General features: G+C 62.9%; 18 protein-coding genes. 14 read left to right on the top strand and 4 right to left on the bottom strand.

Annotation, left to right across the window (positions count from 1 at the left end; translation table 11 throughout):
• Positions 1–27: 27 nt before the first annotated feature.
• Positions 28–1,353 carry an NAD(P)/FAD-dependent oxidoreductase gene (locus tag IPK70_13920; protein ID MBK8228257.1) on the bottom strand — a complete coding sequence of 442 codons (1,326 nt, stop codon included), beginning with the start codon at positions 1,351–1,353 and terminating at the stop codon, positions 28–30.
• A gap of 50 nt (positions 1,354–1,403) precedes the next feature.
• Between IPK70_13920 and mnmE the strand changes: the two genes are divergently transcribed.
• The 5 genes from mnmE (at position 1,404) to IPK70_13895 (ending at position 5,348) form a co-directional block, all read left to right on the top strand.
• A complete protein-coding gene (gene mnmE / locus IPK70_13915) occupies positions 1,404–2,771 on the top strand; it encodes a tRNA uridine-5-carboxymethylaminomethyl(34) synthesis GTPase MnmE (GenBank protein MBK8228256.1) in 1,368 nt (455 codons plus the stop codon).
• Between the two features lie 14 nt (positions 2,772–2,785).
• Entirely contained in the window at positions 2,786–3,166 is a 381-nt protein-coding gene (locus IPK70_13910) for a rod shape-determining protein (protein MBK8228255.1), read from the top strand.
• A gap of 53 nt (positions 3,167–3,219) precedes the next feature.
• Positions 3,220–4,110 carry a hypothetical protein gene (locus IPK70_13905; protein MBK8228254.1) on the top strand — a complete coding sequence of 297 codons (891 nt, stop codon included), beginning with the start codon at positions 3,220–3,222 and terminating at the stop codon, positions 4,108–4,110.
• Positions 4,110–4,787 carry a WbqC family protein gene (locus tag IPK70_13900; protein ID MBK8228253.1) on the top strand — a complete coding sequence of 226 codons (678 nt, stop codon included), beginning with the start codon at positions 4,110–4,112 and terminating at the stop codon, positions 4,785–4,787. Before IPK70_13905 ends, IPK70_13900 begins: the two co-directional genes overlap by 1 nt.
• A gap of 81 nt (positions 4,788–4,868) precedes the next feature.
• Positions 4,869–5,348, top strand: a complete 480-nt coding sequence (locus IPK70_13895) for a DUF4878 domain-containing protein (protein MBK8228252.1) — start codon at positions 4,869–4,871, stop codon at positions 5,346–5,348.
• A 60-nt stretch (positions 5,349–5,408) separates the two neighbouring features.
• Here IPK70_13895 and IPK70_13890 read toward each other — a convergent pair whose 3' ends face one another.
• Positions 5,409–6,041 carry a hypothetical protein gene (locus IPK70_13890; GenBank protein ID MBK8228251.1) on the bottom strand — a complete coding sequence of 211 codons (633 nt, stop codon included), beginning with the start codon at positions 6,039–6,041 and terminating at the stop codon, positions 5,409–5,411.
• An 85-nt stretch (positions 6,042–6,126) separates the two neighbouring features.
• Here IPK70_13890 and IPK70_13885 point away from each other — a divergent pair, with 85 nt between their 5' ends.
• From IPK70_13885 to IPK70_13845, 9 genes are all read left to right on the top strand, one after another.
• Positions 6,127–7,017, top strand: a complete 891-nt coding sequence (locus IPK70_13885) for an alpha/beta fold hydrolase (protein MBK8228250.1) — start codon at positions 6,127–6,129, stop codon at positions 7,015–7,017.
• Positions 7,018–7,060: 43 nt separating this feature from the next.
• On the top strand, positions 7,061–7,879 hold the full coding sequence (locus tag IPK70_13880; GenBank protein ID MBK8228249.1) for a T9SS type A sorting domain-containing protein: 819 nt from the start codon (positions 7,061–7,063) through the stop codon (positions 7,877–7,879).
• A gap of 91 nt (positions 7,880–7,970) precedes the next feature.
• Positions 7,971–8,408 carry a cold shock domain-containing protein gene (locus IPK70_13875; GenBank protein ID MBK8228248.1) on the top strand — a complete coding sequence of 146 codons (438 nt, stop codon included), beginning with the start codon at positions 7,971–7,973 and terminating at the stop codon, positions 8,406–8,408.
• A gap of 203 nt (positions 8,409–8,611) precedes the next feature.
• Positions 8,612–8,839: a hypothetical protein gene (locus tag IPK70_13870; protein ID MBK8228247.1), complete on the top strand. Its 228-nt coding sequence runs from the start codon at positions 8,612–8,614 to the stop codon at positions 8,837–8,839.
• The gene (locus IPK70_13865) at positions 8,836–9,135 is read left to right on the top strand and encodes a type II toxin-antitoxin system RelE/ParE family toxin (GenBank protein MBK8228246.1); all 300 of its coding nucleotides are present in this window, start codon (positions 8,836–8,838) and stop codon (positions 9,133–9,135) included. The genes IPK70_13870 and IPK70_13865 overlap by 4 nt, the downstream gene beginning before the upstream one ends.
• A 359-nt stretch (positions 9,136–9,494) precedes the next feature.
• A complete protein-coding gene (locus IPK70_13860; GenBank protein MBK8228245.1) occupies positions 9,495–9,749 on the top strand; it encodes an energy transducer TonB in 255 nt (84 codons plus the stop codon).
• Between the two features lie 195 nt (positions 9,750–9,944).
• Complete coding sequence (locus IPK70_13855; GenBank protein MBK8228244.1) at positions 9,945–11,579, top strand: acyl-CoA carboxylase subunit beta; 1,635 nt, start codon at positions 9,945–9,947, stop codon at positions 11,577–11,579.
• 149 nt (positions 11,580–11,728) lie between these two features.
• Positions 11,729–12,628: a hypothetical protein gene (locus tag IPK70_13850; protein ID MBK8228243.1), complete on the top strand. Its 900-nt coding sequence runs from the start codon at positions 11,729–11,731 to the stop codon at positions 12,626–12,628.
• A 13-nt stretch (positions 12,629–12,641) separates the two neighbouring features.
• Positions 12,642–12,860: a hypothetical protein gene (locus IPK70_13845; protein MBK8228242.1), complete on the top strand. Its 219-nt coding sequence runs from the start codon at positions 12,642–12,644 to the stop codon at positions 12,858–12,860.
• 9 nt (positions 12,861–12,869) lie between these two features.
• Here IPK70_13845 and IPK70_13840 read toward each other — a convergent pair whose 3' ends face one another.
• Together IPK70_13840 and IPK70_13835 are read right to left on the bottom strand one after the other, a co-directional pair.
• Complete coding sequence (locus IPK70_13840; protein MBK8228241.1) at positions 12,870–13,508, bottom strand: response regulator transcription factor; 639 nt, start codon at positions 13,506–13,508, stop codon at positions 12,870–12,872.
• A 24-nt stretch (positions 13,509–13,532) separates the two neighbouring features.
• Complete coding sequence (locus tag IPK70_13835) at positions 13,533–16,664, bottom strand: hypothetical protein (GenBank protein ID MBK8228240.1); 3,132 nt, start codon at positions 16,662–16,664, stop codon at positions 13,533–13,535.
• Between the last annotated feature and the right edge of the window lie 131 nt (positions 16,665–16,795).

Raw genomic sequence — 16,795 nt, 5'->3', positions numbered from 1 at the left:
AAAGTAGACCGCCGCCGGAAGCGGGCTTCACTCAACCGCCACGAAGGGACGTGCCACCGCCGTGCCCTTGCGCACGTAGGGCCGCACGATCAAGCGGATGGTGTTGCGCCAGCTCAGGTATTTCCAGCCCCAATTGAAGAGCACAACGGCGCGGTTGCGGAAACCCACGAGCTGCGCCACGTGCACCAGCATCCACAGGAGCCAGGCCACGGTGCCGCCGAAGCTCCATCCGCCGATATCCACCACGGCCTTGCGCCGGCCGATCACGGCCATGCTGCCCTTGTCGCGGTACGCGAAGGGCACGGGCTCCTTCCCTTCCGCGCGGCGAATGAGATTCATGGCCAGATGCCGGCCTTGCTGGATCGCCACGGTGGCCACCTGCGGATGCCCCTTGGGGTATGCAGGCTCTTCCATCAGGGCCATGTCGCCCAGGACATGGATGTCCATAAAGCCCCGTAAAGCATTGGTGCGATCAACCACGAAACGGCTCGCGCGCTCATTCAAAGCAGCCTCCAACCCGGGAATGGTCACGCCCTTCACCCCAGCTGCCCAGATCACGGTGTTGGTATCCAGGGCGCTGCCGTCATCCAAGGTGATGTGGCCGTCATCGCCGCTCACCACGCGCTTGTTCAGCAGCAGTTCCACGCCCAGCTCCTTCAGGTACTTCTCCGCGTTGCTGCTCGACTTCTCCGAGAAATTCTTCAGCACGCGCTCGTTGCTGTCGATGAGCACGATGCGCATGAGCTCGCTGTGCATCTCGCGGTACTCGTTGCGCAGCACGGTGCGGCGGATCTCGGCCAAGGCGCCCGCCAGCTCCACACCGGTCGGCCCGGCGCCCACGATCACGAAATTGAGGCAGCGCTTCAGCTCGGTTTCCTCCTGCAGCACCAGCGCGCGCTCGAACTCCTGCAGGAAATCGCTGCGGATATCGAGTGCCTGGCTGATGCTCTTGAGCTGCATGGCCACCTCGGCCATCTGGCGGTTGCCGAAGAAGTTGGTGGTGCTGCCCAAGGCGAGCACGAGGATGTCGTAGCTGAACTCGCCCACGTTGGTCTCCACGCGCTTCAGGTCCGGAAGAACGCGCAGGACCTCGGCCATGCGGAATGCCACGTTGGGCATGGGCCCCACGGTGCGCCGGAACGGATGCCCGATGCTGTCTGCCCCGAGGCTGGCAGTGGCCACTTGGTAGAGCAGCGGCTGGAAGCAGTGATGGTTCTGCTTATCGAGCAGCAGCACCTTGTAAGGCTTGCCTGCCAGGCGCTGGATCAGCTCCAATCCGGCGAAGCCGCCGCCCACCACCACCACCTTTGGGTGCGGAAGCTTATCGTAAACATGCTTTTCTATGGTCCACATGGCGTTCCGGGCTCAAGGCGGTGCGAAGATCCGGACATTTGTCGCCCTGCATGCTCCACGCTGACACGATCGCGGCCATTTCAACCGCACCCGGCACAGGGGCCATCGCGCTGCTGCGTCTCTCGGGCCCGGGATCGGAAGCGATCGCGCGTGCGGCCAGCGAAGGCTTGCCGGCTGATCTGCGGGAACGCTTCGGCCACCGCTGCGTGCTCCGCGATGGCGAGGGCCGCATCGACGACGGACTGCTCACTTTCTTCCGCGGCCCTCGCTCCTACACCGGCGAGGACGTCGTGGAATTGGCCGTGCACGGATCACCCTACATCCAGCAACGATTGATGGAAGCGCTGCTCGCAGCGGGGGCGCGTCTTGCGCAGCCTGGTGAGTTCACGCTGCGCGCCTTCCTGAACCGGAAGCTCGACCTGAGCCAGGCCGAAGCCGTGGCCGACCTGATCGCCAGCCAGAGCGCCGCGCAGCACCGGCTCGCGCTGCACCAATTGCGCGGCGGCTTCGGGCAGCGCATCGAGGCGCTGCGGCAGGAGCTCATCGATTTCTCGGCGCTGATCGAGCTCGAGCTCGACTTCAGCGAAGAGGACGTGGAGTTCGCCAATCGCCCCGAGCTCATCGCGCTGCTCGATCGCATCACGGGCATCTGCACCGGGCTGATCGAGAGCTTCCGCTATGGCAATGCCGTGCGGCAGGGCGTCCCCGTGGCCATCGTAGGTGCGCCCAACAGCGGCAAGAGCACCTTGCTCAACGCCCTGCTGCAAGAGGACCGCGCCATCGTGAGCGAGATCCCCGGCACCACGCGCGACACGGTGGAGGAAGCGATCACCATCGGCGGGGTGCTCTTCCGCTTCATCGATACGGCGGGCATCCGCAGGACCGACGACGCGATCGAGAAGCTCGGCATCGAGCGCAGCTACAAGAAGGCGAAGGAAGCGGCCATCGTGGTGCTGCTGGGCGACGCCAGCGTGATGAACGAGCAGGCCTTCGCCTTCGAGGCGGCGATGCTGCGCGAACGGATCGGCGATGGCTTGCCTGACGGCCAACAAGGCCCGTTCGTGCTCCCCGTCCTGAATAAGAGCGACGTGGCCCCGATGAGGTCGAGCGGCACCTTGTCCATCAGCGCCAGGAAGGGCGAGGGGCTGGATGACCTGAAGCAGCGCCTGCTCGATCACGTGAACGCCATGGCATCGCCCGCCGACATCGTGGTGACCAACGCGCGGCATGTGGATGCGCTCACCAAGGCTCGGCGATCGCTGACCGGGGCCCGCGCGGCGATCGATTCCGGCATCAGCGGTGAGCTGCTGGCCGTGGACCTCCGGCACGCGCAGCACCATTTGGGCGAGATCACCGGGAAGATCACGCCCGACGACCTGCTCAGCAGCATCTTCGGCAGGTTCTGCATCGGGAAGTGACGAACCTGATTACCATGGCATTCCTCTTCAAGACAATCCCCTTGTTCGTGAGGTTCAGGATCAACCGGATCGAGGTGACCCGCCTCGATGATGGGGCTTCCGTAGCAGCCGATGCAGCCCCCCCGTTCTCTAACGAGCGCATTGTGCTCGCTGACTTCTTCGTGGCAGAAGGGCTACTGAAGTACCTGATCACTCAGTTGATCGGCAAGCGGACGTTCTCACCAAGGATCAAAATGGTGGTGCAGCAGATGGATCGTGCTGAAGGGGGGTTGAGTAGCGTTGAACGCAGGGCATTGATTGACTCATGCGAGCATGCGGGCGCCTTCCATGTACATGTGGTCGACCATCAACGAGAACTCACAATGGCCGAAGCGCTCAATCTCCTTGAGCGGTGACGCCACAATCCGGCGTTGTACACGCACCGGCACTACTTTGGCCGGCACGAACCGTGCGCTGCGCCCTGCTCCCCTCCCTCCTGCTCCTCGCAAACGGTGCTCTCGCGCAGGCCCCGCAGAAAGGCCGCATCGAAGTGCTCTGGGGCTGGAACCGCGATGCCTACTCGGCGTCCGACATCCGCTTCACCGGTGAGGGCTATGATTTCACGCTGCACGGGGTGCGAGCCTCTGACCGCCCATCGGACATCTCGATCGAATACCTGAGCCCCACCAAGCTCACCCTGCCGCAGACCAACCTGCGCATCAACTATTCCCTTACTGAGCACTGGGCCGTCGGCATCGCCTTCGACCATATGAAGTACGTGATGGCGCAGGGCCAGCAAGTGGGCATCAGCGGCACATTGCCGGAGATTGACGCGCAGCGCGCCCAGGGCGGTAGCATCACCCTCGACCGCGAGTTCCTCACCTACGAGCACACCGATGGCCTCAACTTCGTGAATGCGCGCATCGAGCGGCGCGACCGGCTCGCGCGGCTGAATGCCATTCGCCTCGACGTCGCCTCCGCCACAGGCCTCTCCGTGGGCGCGCTCGTGCCGCGAACGGCCTGCCGCTTCCACGGCAAGGAGCTGAGCGACGACTACCATCTCTCTGGTGCCGGGCTCGGCCTGCACGCCGGTGCACGGCTCACCTTCCTCGGCTGCATCGTGATCGCCGCCGAAGCGCACGGGGCCGGATTTGGATGCCCGATGTGCGCACCACCCACGAGGCCCGCGACCGCGCATCGCAATCCTTCTGGTTCTTCGAGGGCGCGGTGCTGGTGGGCGCCTCGATCCGCCTCCATGGACCGCGCAATGGCCCGTGAGCGGAGCCCGCGCTTCGCCCCGGTGGAACGGATGACTGACAGGTTAGGCCCGCGTTTCCGGAACAGGATGAATCTGCGTTAATGGCGATCGCGACTCCGGATGCCATGACGCCCCTGCTCTCCCCCTGCTACTTCGGCCCGGTGGAGCTTTATCGGCTCCTGGCAAAGCAGGATCGCATCCTCATCGACGCCGGCGAGCACTACGTGCGGCAGAGCTACCGCACACGCACGCGCATCGTGGGACCCAACGGTCCGCAGGACCTGTGCGTGCAGATCGTGCATGACCGCGCCCACGTGGGGGCCTCGGCCGCGGAAGTCCATCTCCGGAAGATGCCCATACATGCCGTGCGTCTCTCTTATGCCGAGACCTGGCCGCAGCAGCACCTGCATGCCATCCGCAGCGCGTACGGCAACGCTCCATGGTTCATCCATTACATCGACGAAATCGAGGCCGTGCTGCTGGCTCCGCACGACCGGCTCATCGACCTGAACTTGGCGACGCTCAAGCAGGGCCTGCAGTGGCTTGGGCTCACCCCTGCGATCGAGGTCAAGGACGCCTACGTGGAGAATGACCCGTCGACCTACCTGGACCTCCGCTCGGCCCTGCACCCCAAGAAGCCCTTGCCACCGGAACTGGACGCAGGCGCGCCGTATGCCCAGGTCTTCGAGCAGCGGCATGGCTTCGTGCCGAGCTGCAGCATAATCGACCTGGTCATGAACCTGGGCCCCGAAGCGCGCGGCTGGCTCCTTCGCGCGTGATCGGCAATCCAAGAGAGGCCCTTCACAGGAAAAGTCCTTTCTTCGCAGGCCATTTCGGCAACTTTCACCAACCCTAACCTCATGAAGACCTCGTTCCTGCTCTCGTTGGCCACTACCGTCCTACTCGCTGCCTGCGGCGGCGGCGGAGACATGACCCCCACCCAGGTGGCGGAGAAGTACCTCACCCACCTGAACAAGATGGAATTCAAGGAGGCCAAGGAATACGGCACTGAGAAGACCGCCGGCATGCTCGACCTCTTGGCCGGCATGGCGAGCATGATGCCCAAGAACGAGAACACGGGCTTCAAGATCTCCGGCGAGACCATCGATGGCGACAAGGCCACGGTGACCTACCGCAGCGAAGGAAAGGACGCCGACGAGACCCTCACCCTGATCAAGCAGGACGGCAAGTGGCTCGTTGACATGGCCAAGGAAGATGGCATGGGCGAAGAGGGCGGCGACATGATGAACGACCTCGATGCAGGCGTTGATTCGATCATGGACGGCGCTGGCGAGATGATGGAGGAAGCCGGCGAGGCGATGCAGGAGGCTGCTCAGTAAGCCACCCTTACAACACGAACCTTGAACCCGGAGCATGGCCAGAGCGGCCTCGCTCCGGGTTCAGTGCTTCTGGTGGTTGAGGATCACCTCGAAGCGCGCGGTATCGAGCAGGCGCATGAACCGGTAACGGCCCGCCTTGTCGCCAACGGCAGGCGCATCGAACACATCGATGCCATAATCGTCGCGGATGATGCGCCACACCAGTTCGGAGCAGTAGATCCGGGTGGTATCCTCCAGATCGAAGTCATGATCGAAAGGCACCTTGCGGCGAAGCAGTTCCTTGGCGCGACGGGCGATCAATGAGCGGTCCGCGGCCGTGCGGAGCCGGGTCACGATCACGCTGCCGGGCTTGCTCTGCCCCACGAACGACTGGAGCCGGTGCGATTGCATGCCATCGGCCTCGCTCACGCTGCTGCTCACGGAGTGGATCACCCAGAGCGCGCTGTCGTGCTCCGCGACGATCCCGCAATGAGACACATCGTATTCCTCCGAGAGCACTGAGGAGATCAGGTCACTGACCAGGCCATGGCCACGGCGCAGGATGATATCGCCGGGCTGCAGCTCAGCCATCTCGGCATCGCTGAGCAGGTATCCCGATCCGCCCGCTTCGTTCCCTTCTGTTGAGAATGCCCGCCATAGCACAACGGCAAGGACCACAAGGGCGACCAGTCCTATCCACCAACGGCGTTCCATGCGAATGCGCGAAGGTACCGGGCAGGGCAGCGTTTCTTGATCGGCGTCAAGCGATCGGGCTGAATGCTGCCGCCACTTTCGCCCCATGGATCCGAATGGCATCAGCGCCCCGGCCTGGCTCAATCGGGGAGAATTCCCCTTCGCCTCGCGCATCTTCCAACAGGCCGACGGCCGCATGCACTACGTGGACGAAGGCTCAGGCCCCGTCCTCCTCTTCGTGCATGGCACACCCGATTGGAGCTTCGGATTCCGGCACCTGATCAAGGCCCTTCGCAGCAATTACCGATGCGTGGCCATCGATCACCTCGGCTTCGGCCTGAGCGATAAGCCGGCACAGGCCGATTTCACCGTAGCGGCACACGCCCGCCGTCTTCAGGACTTCATCGACCACCTCGCATTGAAGGACATCACCCTGGTGGCGACGGACTTCGGCGGAGGCATCGGATTGCAGCATGCGCTCGATCGCCCCGGCAACGTGAAAGGCATCGTGCTGTACAACACGTGGATGTGGGACCTGATGCCCGACAAGCGCTTCAGCCGACCGAGCGCGATCATGAATTCAGCCTTCGGCAAGTGGCTCTACCTCCGGTTCGGATTCAGCGTGAACGTGATGATGCCCAGCGGCTACGGCAACAAGGCGAAGCTGAGCAAGGCCGTCCATTCGCACTTCAAGAACGCGCTGCCCGACGCCGGCTCGCGCAGGGCCACCTTCGCCTGCGTGCAGGAGATCAAGAACGCCGGTCCGCTCTGGAATGCACAATGGGCAAGGGTGCTCAAATTATCCTCCATCCCTACCCTGCTGTGCTGGGGCCTGAAGGACCGCTTCTTCCCGCCCGACCTGCTGGAACGCTGGAAACACGCCTTGCCGCAAGCGACGGTGCGCACCTTTCCGGAGGCCGGGCACTTCGTGCATGAGGAAGCGCACGAGGAACTGGTGGTCGCGATGCGTTCCTTCCTTGATGCGTGCCGTTCGTGACACGGGCCGAAGCAGGGCATTCGGCCAGGGATACCTTCGGCCCATGCTCAGATACTGCCTCATCGCATCCCTGTCGCTGGGTGCTCTAAACGCCTTCGCACAGCCGCGCGCAAATCCTGCCGGACCCGATCAATTCATCTGCGGCAATGCGGCCACCATGCAGGCCGATCCGCTGTCGTCGGGCGATGTTGGCGTGTGGACCGTGCTGCAAGGCACCGCCTCCTTCGCCGAACAGAGCTCACCGACCACCTTGGTGGTGGGCTTGAGCAATGGCGAGAACGTGCTGCGCTGGACGATCTACAGCAGCGCCGGCACCACCTCGGACCAAGTGTCGATCTGGTGCTACAGCAGCGCTTCGCCGGCAGCGGATGCCGGGCCCGACCAGACCGTGCCGCCCTGGCCAGGGTCGGTGCAGCTGAGCGGATCCGTGCCCATCGCGCCCGCCACCTGCTTCTGGACGGTCCTTTCCGGCAGCGGGACCTTCAGCGACCCAACGGACCCGCAGGCCTTGTTCACGGCACCGGGGCTTGGAACCAACGTGCTGCAATGGAGCTGCGACAACGGTCCGTGCGCCAGCACCCTCGATGCCGTCGTGATCGAAGGCGTGGTCGGCATCGACGAGAGCCAACCGAAGCGCGTGTCCATGCGGTACGATGCGGCCATGCATGCCATCATCATCGGCAATGCCGGAACGGCCATCGACCTCGCGCTCTTCGATGCAACGGGCAGGCTCATGCATCAAGGCACGCTGCCATCAGGATCCACCTCCTGGTCGCCGGGCTCCCTTCCGCAGGGCATCTACAACGTGCGCGCGCAGCATGCTGCGGGCGATGAGACCCTGCGCTTCGCAGTGGCCCGCTGATCCCCGCTGAGGCCTTGGCTGATGGCGCCCGCGCGCCGTGGACTACCTTGCGCCGGAATAACCGCACGACCAAGCACGAGAACACCCCCACATGGCCACATTCGAGAAGCGCGAGAAAGAGAAGAAACGGTTGCAGAAACAGGAGGAGAAGAAGCGCAAGAAGGAGGAACGCAAGGCCAATTCACCCGGTGGCGGGCTGGAGAACATGATGGCGTACGTGGACGAGTTCGGCCGGATCACCAGCACCCCGCCCGACCCCAGCAAGCGCAAGGAGATCGACATCTCCGAGATCGAGATCGGAGTGCCCCGCCGCAGCAAAGAGGACGAGATGCCCGTGGAGCGCGTGGGCCGCGTCGATTTCTTCGACACCTCGAAGGGCTTCGGCTTCATCAATGAGGACGGCTCGCGCGAGCGCCTCTTCTTCCACATCAGCGGCCTGATCGACGAGGTGAAGGACGGCGACAAGGTGACCTACGACGTGGAGCGCGGCCCGAAAGGCATGAACGCGGTGCGCGTGAAGAAGGCGTGATCCCGGTTTTTCGCCGCAGCGCCTTCCGATTCCACCAGAAAGCCGAGTTCATCCGCGGCGCGGACCTGAAGCCGGAACCGCCGGTGACGCCGGTCGCTATGGACTGGGCCGCCCGCGTGAAACAGGTGGCGGCGATGCCGTTCGTGAGCGCGGCAAAGAGGAAGTGAAGACCGCGCTGGCGCACCGCATATCTTTGAGCAACCATGACAGCCGTTCAACTGAAGTCCCAGCTCAAAAGGCTGATTGAGAATGAGAAGGATCTCAGCCTTTTGGAACATGCACTGCGCTTCTTCAACCGCGCTGACCAGGAGGAACTCTGGAAAGCGAAGCTCTCGAGCCGCGCGGATAAAGCGGAAGCGGATCTTGCGGCTGGTCGCGTGAAGACGCACGAGCAGGTGGTGGCGCACTTCAAAGCCAAACGCAAGAAGTGAAGATCGTCTGGTCGGACTGGGCACTGGATCGACTGGACGAGATCCATAGCTATCTGGAAAAGGAAGCAGGCCAGCGTGTCGCAGACAGCACGGTGGCCAAGGTGCTGGAAGCAGTGGCTTTGCTGAAGCAATACCCGCGTGGCGGGCAAGTTGAGCCCTGGTTGGAACACAAGGGCTTGGGTCATCGCCGGGCGGTTGTCGGCAATTACAAAGTGATCTACCGCATACACGAGAACGAGATCCGGATCACGGATGTGATCGATGCGCGGCAGGATCCGGGGAAGATGAAGGGCTAATTCCCAGGACCGAACGCACTTGGCGGCGCGGATAGCAGGCGGCGACGATGCCTTTCGTGAGCGCGGCGAAGAAGAAGAGTTTGAATGCCGCGTTAATCGCTTTAGAAGCCTCTTATCCAATCTCTAGCTTCGCTTCGTGAATAGGCGCTTGCAGCGAATCCAAGACCACGACGGCGAAGCGCGTGTGCGCTTTCGCTCTGTTAGGCATCTTCATATGCTTAGCAAGCACGGCGATCTCACAATCCGCGCAACTCGACAGCATAGTTCCGCTGAGCCAAACTCCGACGCAACTCTCCGATTCGACGTGTGAATTATCGCAGGTGCAGCGGCAGCCTGCCTACCCAGGCGGGCAGGAGGCGATGTTCCGGTTCATTGGTAAACACCTGCGCTACCCGACTGACATCGAGATACAAGGAAAGGTGGTCGTCGAGTTTGTGATCGACACCACAGGTGCTGTGGTCGAAGCGCGATCGATCCGAGGAAGCGGCGCTTCTGGTTTGGACAATGAGGCCATTCGTGTGGTGAAGTCAATGCCGCAATGGACACCCGGAGAAGTTGATGGGCGAAAGGTGCGAACACGCTTTATGCTGCCCGTATACATCGACCCCAAATAAGCCCGGTAAGATCCCGCATTTGGCGTGAGCGATTGAAGCGAATGCCCCACAGGCCGGTAATCCGGCCGAGGAGCAGCAGCGGAAAGCGCGACGCCGAGGCTTTGCGAGGGGGCACGCCCAAATAAACCGCTATCGTATTCCTCTGTGTGCTCTGTGCCTCTGCGGTGAACTTTGCCCCGCCCCTACTTTCGCCACATGCCCCAAGACATCGAGTTCAACAAGAACGAAGACCACAACAAGCTGAAGGTCGGTGACCTGCATGCCCGCCTGAAGAAGATCCACCTCGGCGGCGGCGAGAAACGCATCGCCAAGCAGCACGAGCAGGGAAAGATGACCGCCCGCGAGCGCATCGACGCGCTGCTCGACCCCAAGAGCCCCCGCATCGAGATCGGCGCCTTCGCGGCCGATGGCATGTACAAGGAGCACGGCGGAGCGCCCTGCGCCGGTGTGGTGGTGATGATCGGCCACGTGAGCAAGCGCCAGTGCATCGTAGTGGCCAACGACGCCACCGTGAAGGCCGGCGCCTGGTTCCCCATGACGGGCAAGAAGAACCTCCGCGCCCAGGAGATCGCCATCGAGAACCGCCTGCCCATCATCTACCTGGTGGACAGCGCCGGCGTGTACCTGCCCATGCAGGACGAGATCTTCCCCGACAAGGAGCACTTCGGCCGGATCTTCCGCAACAACGCCGTGATGAGCTCCATGGGCATCACGCAGATCGCCGCCGTCATGGGCAGCTGCGTGGCCGGCGGCGCCTACCTGCCCATCATGAGCGACGAGGCCCTGATCGTGGAGAAGACCGGCAGCATCTTCCTCGCGGGCAGCTATCTCGTGAAGGCCGCCATCGGCGAAGAGATCGACAACGAGACCCTCGGCGGCGCCACCACGCACAGCGAGATCAGCGGCGTTACCGACTACAAGTGCAAGGACGACGCGGATTGCCTCAAGAAGATCCGCGCCATCGTGGACAAGCTCGGCAAACCCAAGGATGCGGGCTTCAGCCGGGAGAAACCCGCCGCGCCCAAGAGCGAGCCGAAGGACCTCTACGGCATCATCCCCAGCGAGCGCGCCAAGCCCTACGACATGCGCGAGGTCATCGCGCGACTGGTCGACGGCAGCGAGTACACCGAATACAAGGAAGGCTACGGCCAGAGCATCCTCACCTGCTACGCGCGCATCGACGGCTGGGCCGTGGGCATCGTGGCCAACCAGCGGAAGGTGGTGAAGAGCAAGAAGGGCGAGATGCAGTTCGGCGGCGTCATCTACAGCGACAGCGCCGACAAGGCCACGCGCTTCATCGCCAACTGCAACCAGAAGAACATCCCGCTGGTCTTCCTGCAGGACGTCACCGGCTTCATGGTGGGCAGCCGCAGCGAGCACGGGGGCATCATCAAGGACGGCGCGAAGCTGGTGAACGCCGTGAGCAACAGCGTGGTGCCCAAGTTCACCGTGATCGTGGGCAACAGCTACGGGGCAGGCAACTACGCCATGTGCGGCAAGGCCTACGACCCGCGCCTCATCGTGGGCTGGCCCAGCGCGCAAGTGGCCGTCATGGGCGGCGACCAGGCGGCCAAAGTGCTGCTGCAGATCGAAGTGGCCGCGCTGAAAGGAAGAGGTGAAGAGATCACCAAGGAGCGCGAAGAAGAGATCCTCGGCAAGATCCGGGCACGTTATGAGGAAGCGATGAGTCCGTATTACGCCGCTGCCAGATTGTGGCTTGACGCCATCATTGACCCTCTCGACACTAGGACCTGGATCTCGATGGGGATTGAGGCGGCGGCACAGGCGCCTGCTACCCGTGATTTCAACATGGGTGTATTGCAGACGTGAGTTCTTTGGGCGTTCCGGCTCGAAGACTCGCCGTCGGGCCATTCGCTCGTAGTCCTCGTCGGCTTCGTTCCTCAGCCGCCTGCGGGCTACCCGCTTCTGTCCCTAACGCGACATGCGCATCTGTGTGCATTGGGTACATTTGATTCGCTATGCAGCAGATGGTCGTTGGAGTGATCGCAATGCTGATGTCCTGCATCGATAGCGCAGCACAGACCTACGTTCCTTTATTCGACGACACCACGCGCATGTGGACATCGACCATTTCCGGCTCTGCCGAGGGTGATTGTCTCGATACGTGGGTGACCACACATTGGATCGATGGGGACACCTTGATCGAAGGCACCACGTACACCAAGGTCCGATCGCGTGAAAGACACTACGTTGAGCCGCTGATCGAATGGTGCCAATCCATGACCGAGTACCCCGGCCAGGACACCTATGTAAGAGAGGTGGACCATGCGGTATTCGCACGCTCGAACTGGTCGACGGAATCGCTCATCTATGACTTTGACGCCGTGGTCGGCGATACCATACCCTATCCAGCCAATGCCTACGAAAATGGTTTCGGATGGCATGCTGTCGTCGTGCAAGTGGATTCGATCCTCGTCAATGGCATGTACCGCATTCGCCAAACAGTGAGCGCATACCAAGGAGACACTGTGCGCATGATCGAAGGCATCGGAGCCACATCCGCTCTATTCGGACAGCTAAACCAGCAACTTGGTCTATCCCACTTCGGCCGACTCGACTGCGTCAGGGAATCTGGTCAAGTGATCTTCGGAGATACATGGTGCGAACTGATCACCGGGATCGTTTCACATTCTTCTCCCAGAATAGCACCTCCCTACCCGAATCCTGCACGACACACTGTGAAATTTGACGATAGGATATGGGCGTATCACATTGTCGACCTCTATGGTCGGAGCGTGCTTCATGGGATCGGCCACGCGGCGGATGTCATGAGATTGTCGGCTGGTGCGTATTTGATCCGTGGTTGGGACGAACAGGGCTCCATTCTCGGAACATGGACGATCCTGATCGAACCTTGACTGTGAAGAGAGCATGAGCCCCTATTACGCGGCGGCACGGCTGTGGCTGGATGCCATCATCGATCCGCTGGATGGGCTTGCGCGTGGCCGTCATCCCGGGCTGTCATCCCGGGCGAGACCCGGGACGGGATGGATCAGCATGGGCATCGAAGCGGCCAGCCAGCCCCGGGTCAAGCCCGGGGTGGCAACGAGGGAGCTCAACATGGGGGTGTTCGACGCGATCACCGGTTGAACCGCCCCCTCAGATCAAGCCCTCCCGCACCGCCAGGTTCACCGCGCTGGCCACGCCCTTCACCTGGAGCTTCTCGTAGATGTGGCTCACGTGCGTGTTCACCGTAGCGTAGCTGATGTTGCACTTCGCGGCGATGATCTTGTAGCTGTAGCCTTCCGCCAGCAGCTTCAGGATCTCCAGTTCGCGTTCGCTGAGCTGGAAGTCGATGGCCTTGCTGTTGGAACCACGCTGCGCGAAGAGCTTCAGCACCTTCGCGGCGATCACCGGCGTCATGGGCGCACCGCCTTGGGTCACCTCCACGATGCCTTCGATGAGCTTGCCGGGTTGGGTCTGCTTCAGCAGGTAACCATCCGCGCCGGCGAGGATGGACGAGAAGATGCGCGCATTGTCCTCCAGCACGGTCTGCATCAGGATCTTCACGTCCTTGAACTGCTTGCGGATGAGGGTGACGCCCTCGATGCCGTCCACGTGCGGCATGTCGATGTCCATGAGCACCACATCCGGCGTGGTCTCCGCCACATGTCGCACCACCTCGCGGCAATCGGGCCAGGCGCCCACGCAGGTCATGTTGTCCGTGCTGTCGATGAGCAGCTGCAGCCCTTCGCGGCGCTTGGCGTTGTCATCGAATACGGCTACGCGGATGCTCATCTGTATCGTCGTTCGCGGGCAAAACTATTCCGACGCGGTGGGCGCATCCGTCATTGCGTCCAATGATTTTGAGCGGCCATCGGGCACGAAACGCAGTTCGATGCGGGTGCCCTTGCCGACTTCGGACGTGATGGTGAGCGTGGCTCCGAGCTCCGCCGCGCGCTTGCGCATGTTGGGCAGGCCATTGCCGCCACCGGTGGCGCTGTGCACGTGTGCGGTATCGAAGCCTTTACCGTTGTCGGCGATGCTCAGGACGATCTGCGACCGGTCGCGTACCAGCGTCACGCGCAATTCGGTGCAGTCGCTGTACTTCACGGCGTTGTTCACGGCCTCTTTGAACACGAGGTAGAGGTTCTTGCGCGCCGACATGTCCAGCGGCAGCGCGCGCAAAGCGGGGTCGTGGTCGACGTGCAGCGCGCATCCGCGCGTCTCGGTCATGCGCACGGCGTGGTCGATCGTGCGCTTCACCAGGTGCTCCATGTCGTCGTTGTCCGCGTTCACGGCCCACACGATGTCGTTGATGGACTCCAGCACCTGCGTGGTGCTCTCGCTGATGCGCGCCAGCAATTCGTTGGCCTCGGGCGCCTTCTGCGCCACCTTCTTCTGCGCCACGGAACTGTACAAGGACACGCTGCTGAGCGTGGACCCGATCTCGTCGTGCAGGTCGCGTGCGATGCGTTCGCGCACCGCCACCACCTTCATCGCCTGCGCCAAGCGGTAGCGGTAGAACGCGTAGAGCCCGCCGCCCAGCACCAGCAGCACCGCACCGCGGAACCACCAGGTGCCCCACCACGGCGGTTCGATGATCAGCTGGAGCGTGGCGCCTTGCTCGTCCCACACCTCGGCACTGTTGCGGCCTTGCACGCGGAAGGTGTAGGTGCCGGGATCCAGGTTGGTGAAGCTGGCCTGGTGCGTGGTGCCCGCGTCCACCCAATCGGTGTGGAAGCCTTCGAGCTTGTAGCGGAAGCGGTTCTTCCACGGGGCACCGAGGTCCATGCACGCGAAATGGATGGTGAGCGAACGTTCCGCATAGGGCAGCGTCAGTTCGGTCAGGTGGTCCGGCGGCGATGGCAACAGGAAGGCATCCGGCTCCCCCGTCCGCTTCACCCAGGCAACGGGCGTGTTGGCCAGGCCCAGCCCCGTGATCACCGTGGCGGAGGGGCCCATCTCGTCGTACAGCGTAGTAAGATCGAACCAGGTGACGCCGTTCGTGCCGGCGAAGTAGAAGTTGCCATCGGCGCCCACTGTCGCACTGTAGCGATTGAATTCCGTCCCTGCCAGACCATCGTTGCGGGAGTAATTGCGCGTGGCACCGGTCCGCGGGTCGAAACGGCACAGGCCGTTGTTGGTGCTCACCCACAGCTGGTGGCGTGCATCGGCGAGCACGCCGTAGATGGTGTTGTTGGGCAGTCCCGTGCGCACATCGAAGGTGGTCGTCGTGTACGTGCGCACGTCCACGCGCGCGAGCCCGGCATCCTCCGTGCCCACCCAGAGGAAGCTGTCCGGCCGATCGGGATCGGGGCACAGGGAGAAGATGCGATCGCTGGGAAGTGAGCGCGGTTCGGCCGCATCATGCCGGTGCACCGTCCATTGCTGTACTGCAGGGCGCCATTCCAACAGGCCTTGTCGCGTGCCGAGCCAAAGCGTACCCCCCGCGCCGAAGTGCATGGCGGAAATGGCGCGGTAGTCCACCTCGTGCAGCGCGAAGGGCAGCGCGTAGCGCGCGGTGATGCGCAGCGCGCGTGGATCGAAACGGAGCAGGAGATCGGCGGGCTTGCCAACGGTGCTGCTGGCGAGTATCCACAGGTCCGGGCTGTCGCAGTCCACCAGCATCAAGGGCTCTTCCTGTGTGCCCAACGGAACGGACACGGGCGCAGCGCTTCCTTCCGTGTAGCGCAGCAGCTTGTTCTCCTTCAGCGTTACGCACGCCCACCAATTCCCATCGTCATCGCGCTTGAAACAGGACCAGCTGGGTCCGCGGCCCGTGGGTGCGAGGGCTTCTTTGAGCGGTATCGGCCGCACCAGGCTGTCCGGCGGGTTCAGCCACAGCATGTCCGTGGTGGCCACCACGTAGCGCCCGGCGCGGTCGGCTTTCACCAACCACGGACTGGAACCTTGGAACAAGCGGTGGAAGCGGCCGGCCAGCGCGCGATGCAGCAGCACGCCATAGCCCGTGGTGCCGATCCATAGGTTGCCGGTACGGTCCTTGGCGAAGGTGTTCACAACGACGTCCGCGGGCAGGGTGCCACCGTTCACTTCGGCGAATCCATTGCGCACCGAACGACCGTCGTTCAACGCAACGCACCAAGCACCTGCAATGCCCCGGAAGCCCAACCACAGCTTGTCGCCATCCAACATCGATGCGCCAAGCTCCCCGTCATCCGCATGCAAGACGATGGTATCCGTGGGCGAACGCGACTTCCGATCGAAGAGAACGACCTGGTCCTGCCGCACCATCACCATGCGATCGCCCACCGTGTCCACGAGCAAGGACGCTGGCGCTGTGGTCGCGGGCAAGGCCAGGGCCTTCAAGGGTGAACGCGAAAGGTCGGCCTCGAGCGCTTTGATCACCAGCTGATCGGTGCCAAGCATCCAAACCTCGTTGTTGCGGCCGCAAGCCAACGCCTCGATGTGTTGCGCGACTTCCCGCACCGCACCGGACCCTGCGAAGGAAACCGTGCCTTGCACATCCAGCACGAGCATGCCTCTGCCTTCTACTTCACAGAACTGACGCACGGCCCTGGGCATCGCCACCGCGGAGGGAACGGCCCGAACGATGTGGGCGAACACACCGGTGCGCGGATCGTAACGGTCCACCGCACCGCTCTCCGTTCCGATCCACAAGTTGCCCGCACGGTCCTCGCACAAGGCGCTGATGTGATCGGCACAGAGGCTCAGGCTGTCGCGTTCATCGTGCCGGAAGACGGTGTAGCCATAGCCATCACTTCGAGCAAGTCCATCCTTCGTACCGAACCACAGGTAACCGGTGCGGTCCTGGAGTATGGCGCGCACCATGCCCTGCGGCAGGCCATCGTCCACCGTGATCCATTCAACGGGAAGCTCGGAGGTCCGCACAGCCTCTTGGGCCGCGGACGGCACCACCGACAGACCCATGATCAGGGCTGCCAGGGTGTTCGGCAGAGGGCTCGCGCGCATCGCTTCTTCGGGAAACTTAGGCATTAGCCCACGGGTGCGAATCATTGGACCCAATGATGCCTGCCGAGGCCCGGCTCATTGGACACAACGATTGTGGTGCCGTGCCGCGTGGAGTTCGTTTGCAGTGTCGA

The sequence above is a fragment of the Flavobacteriales bacterium genome (genome assembly GCA_016712535.1).
Lineage (GTDB): Bacteria > Bacteroidota > Bacteroidia > Flavobacteriales_F > PHOS-HE28 > PHOS-HE28.
This window is presented reverse-complemented; position numbering and strand designations above follow the sequence as displayed.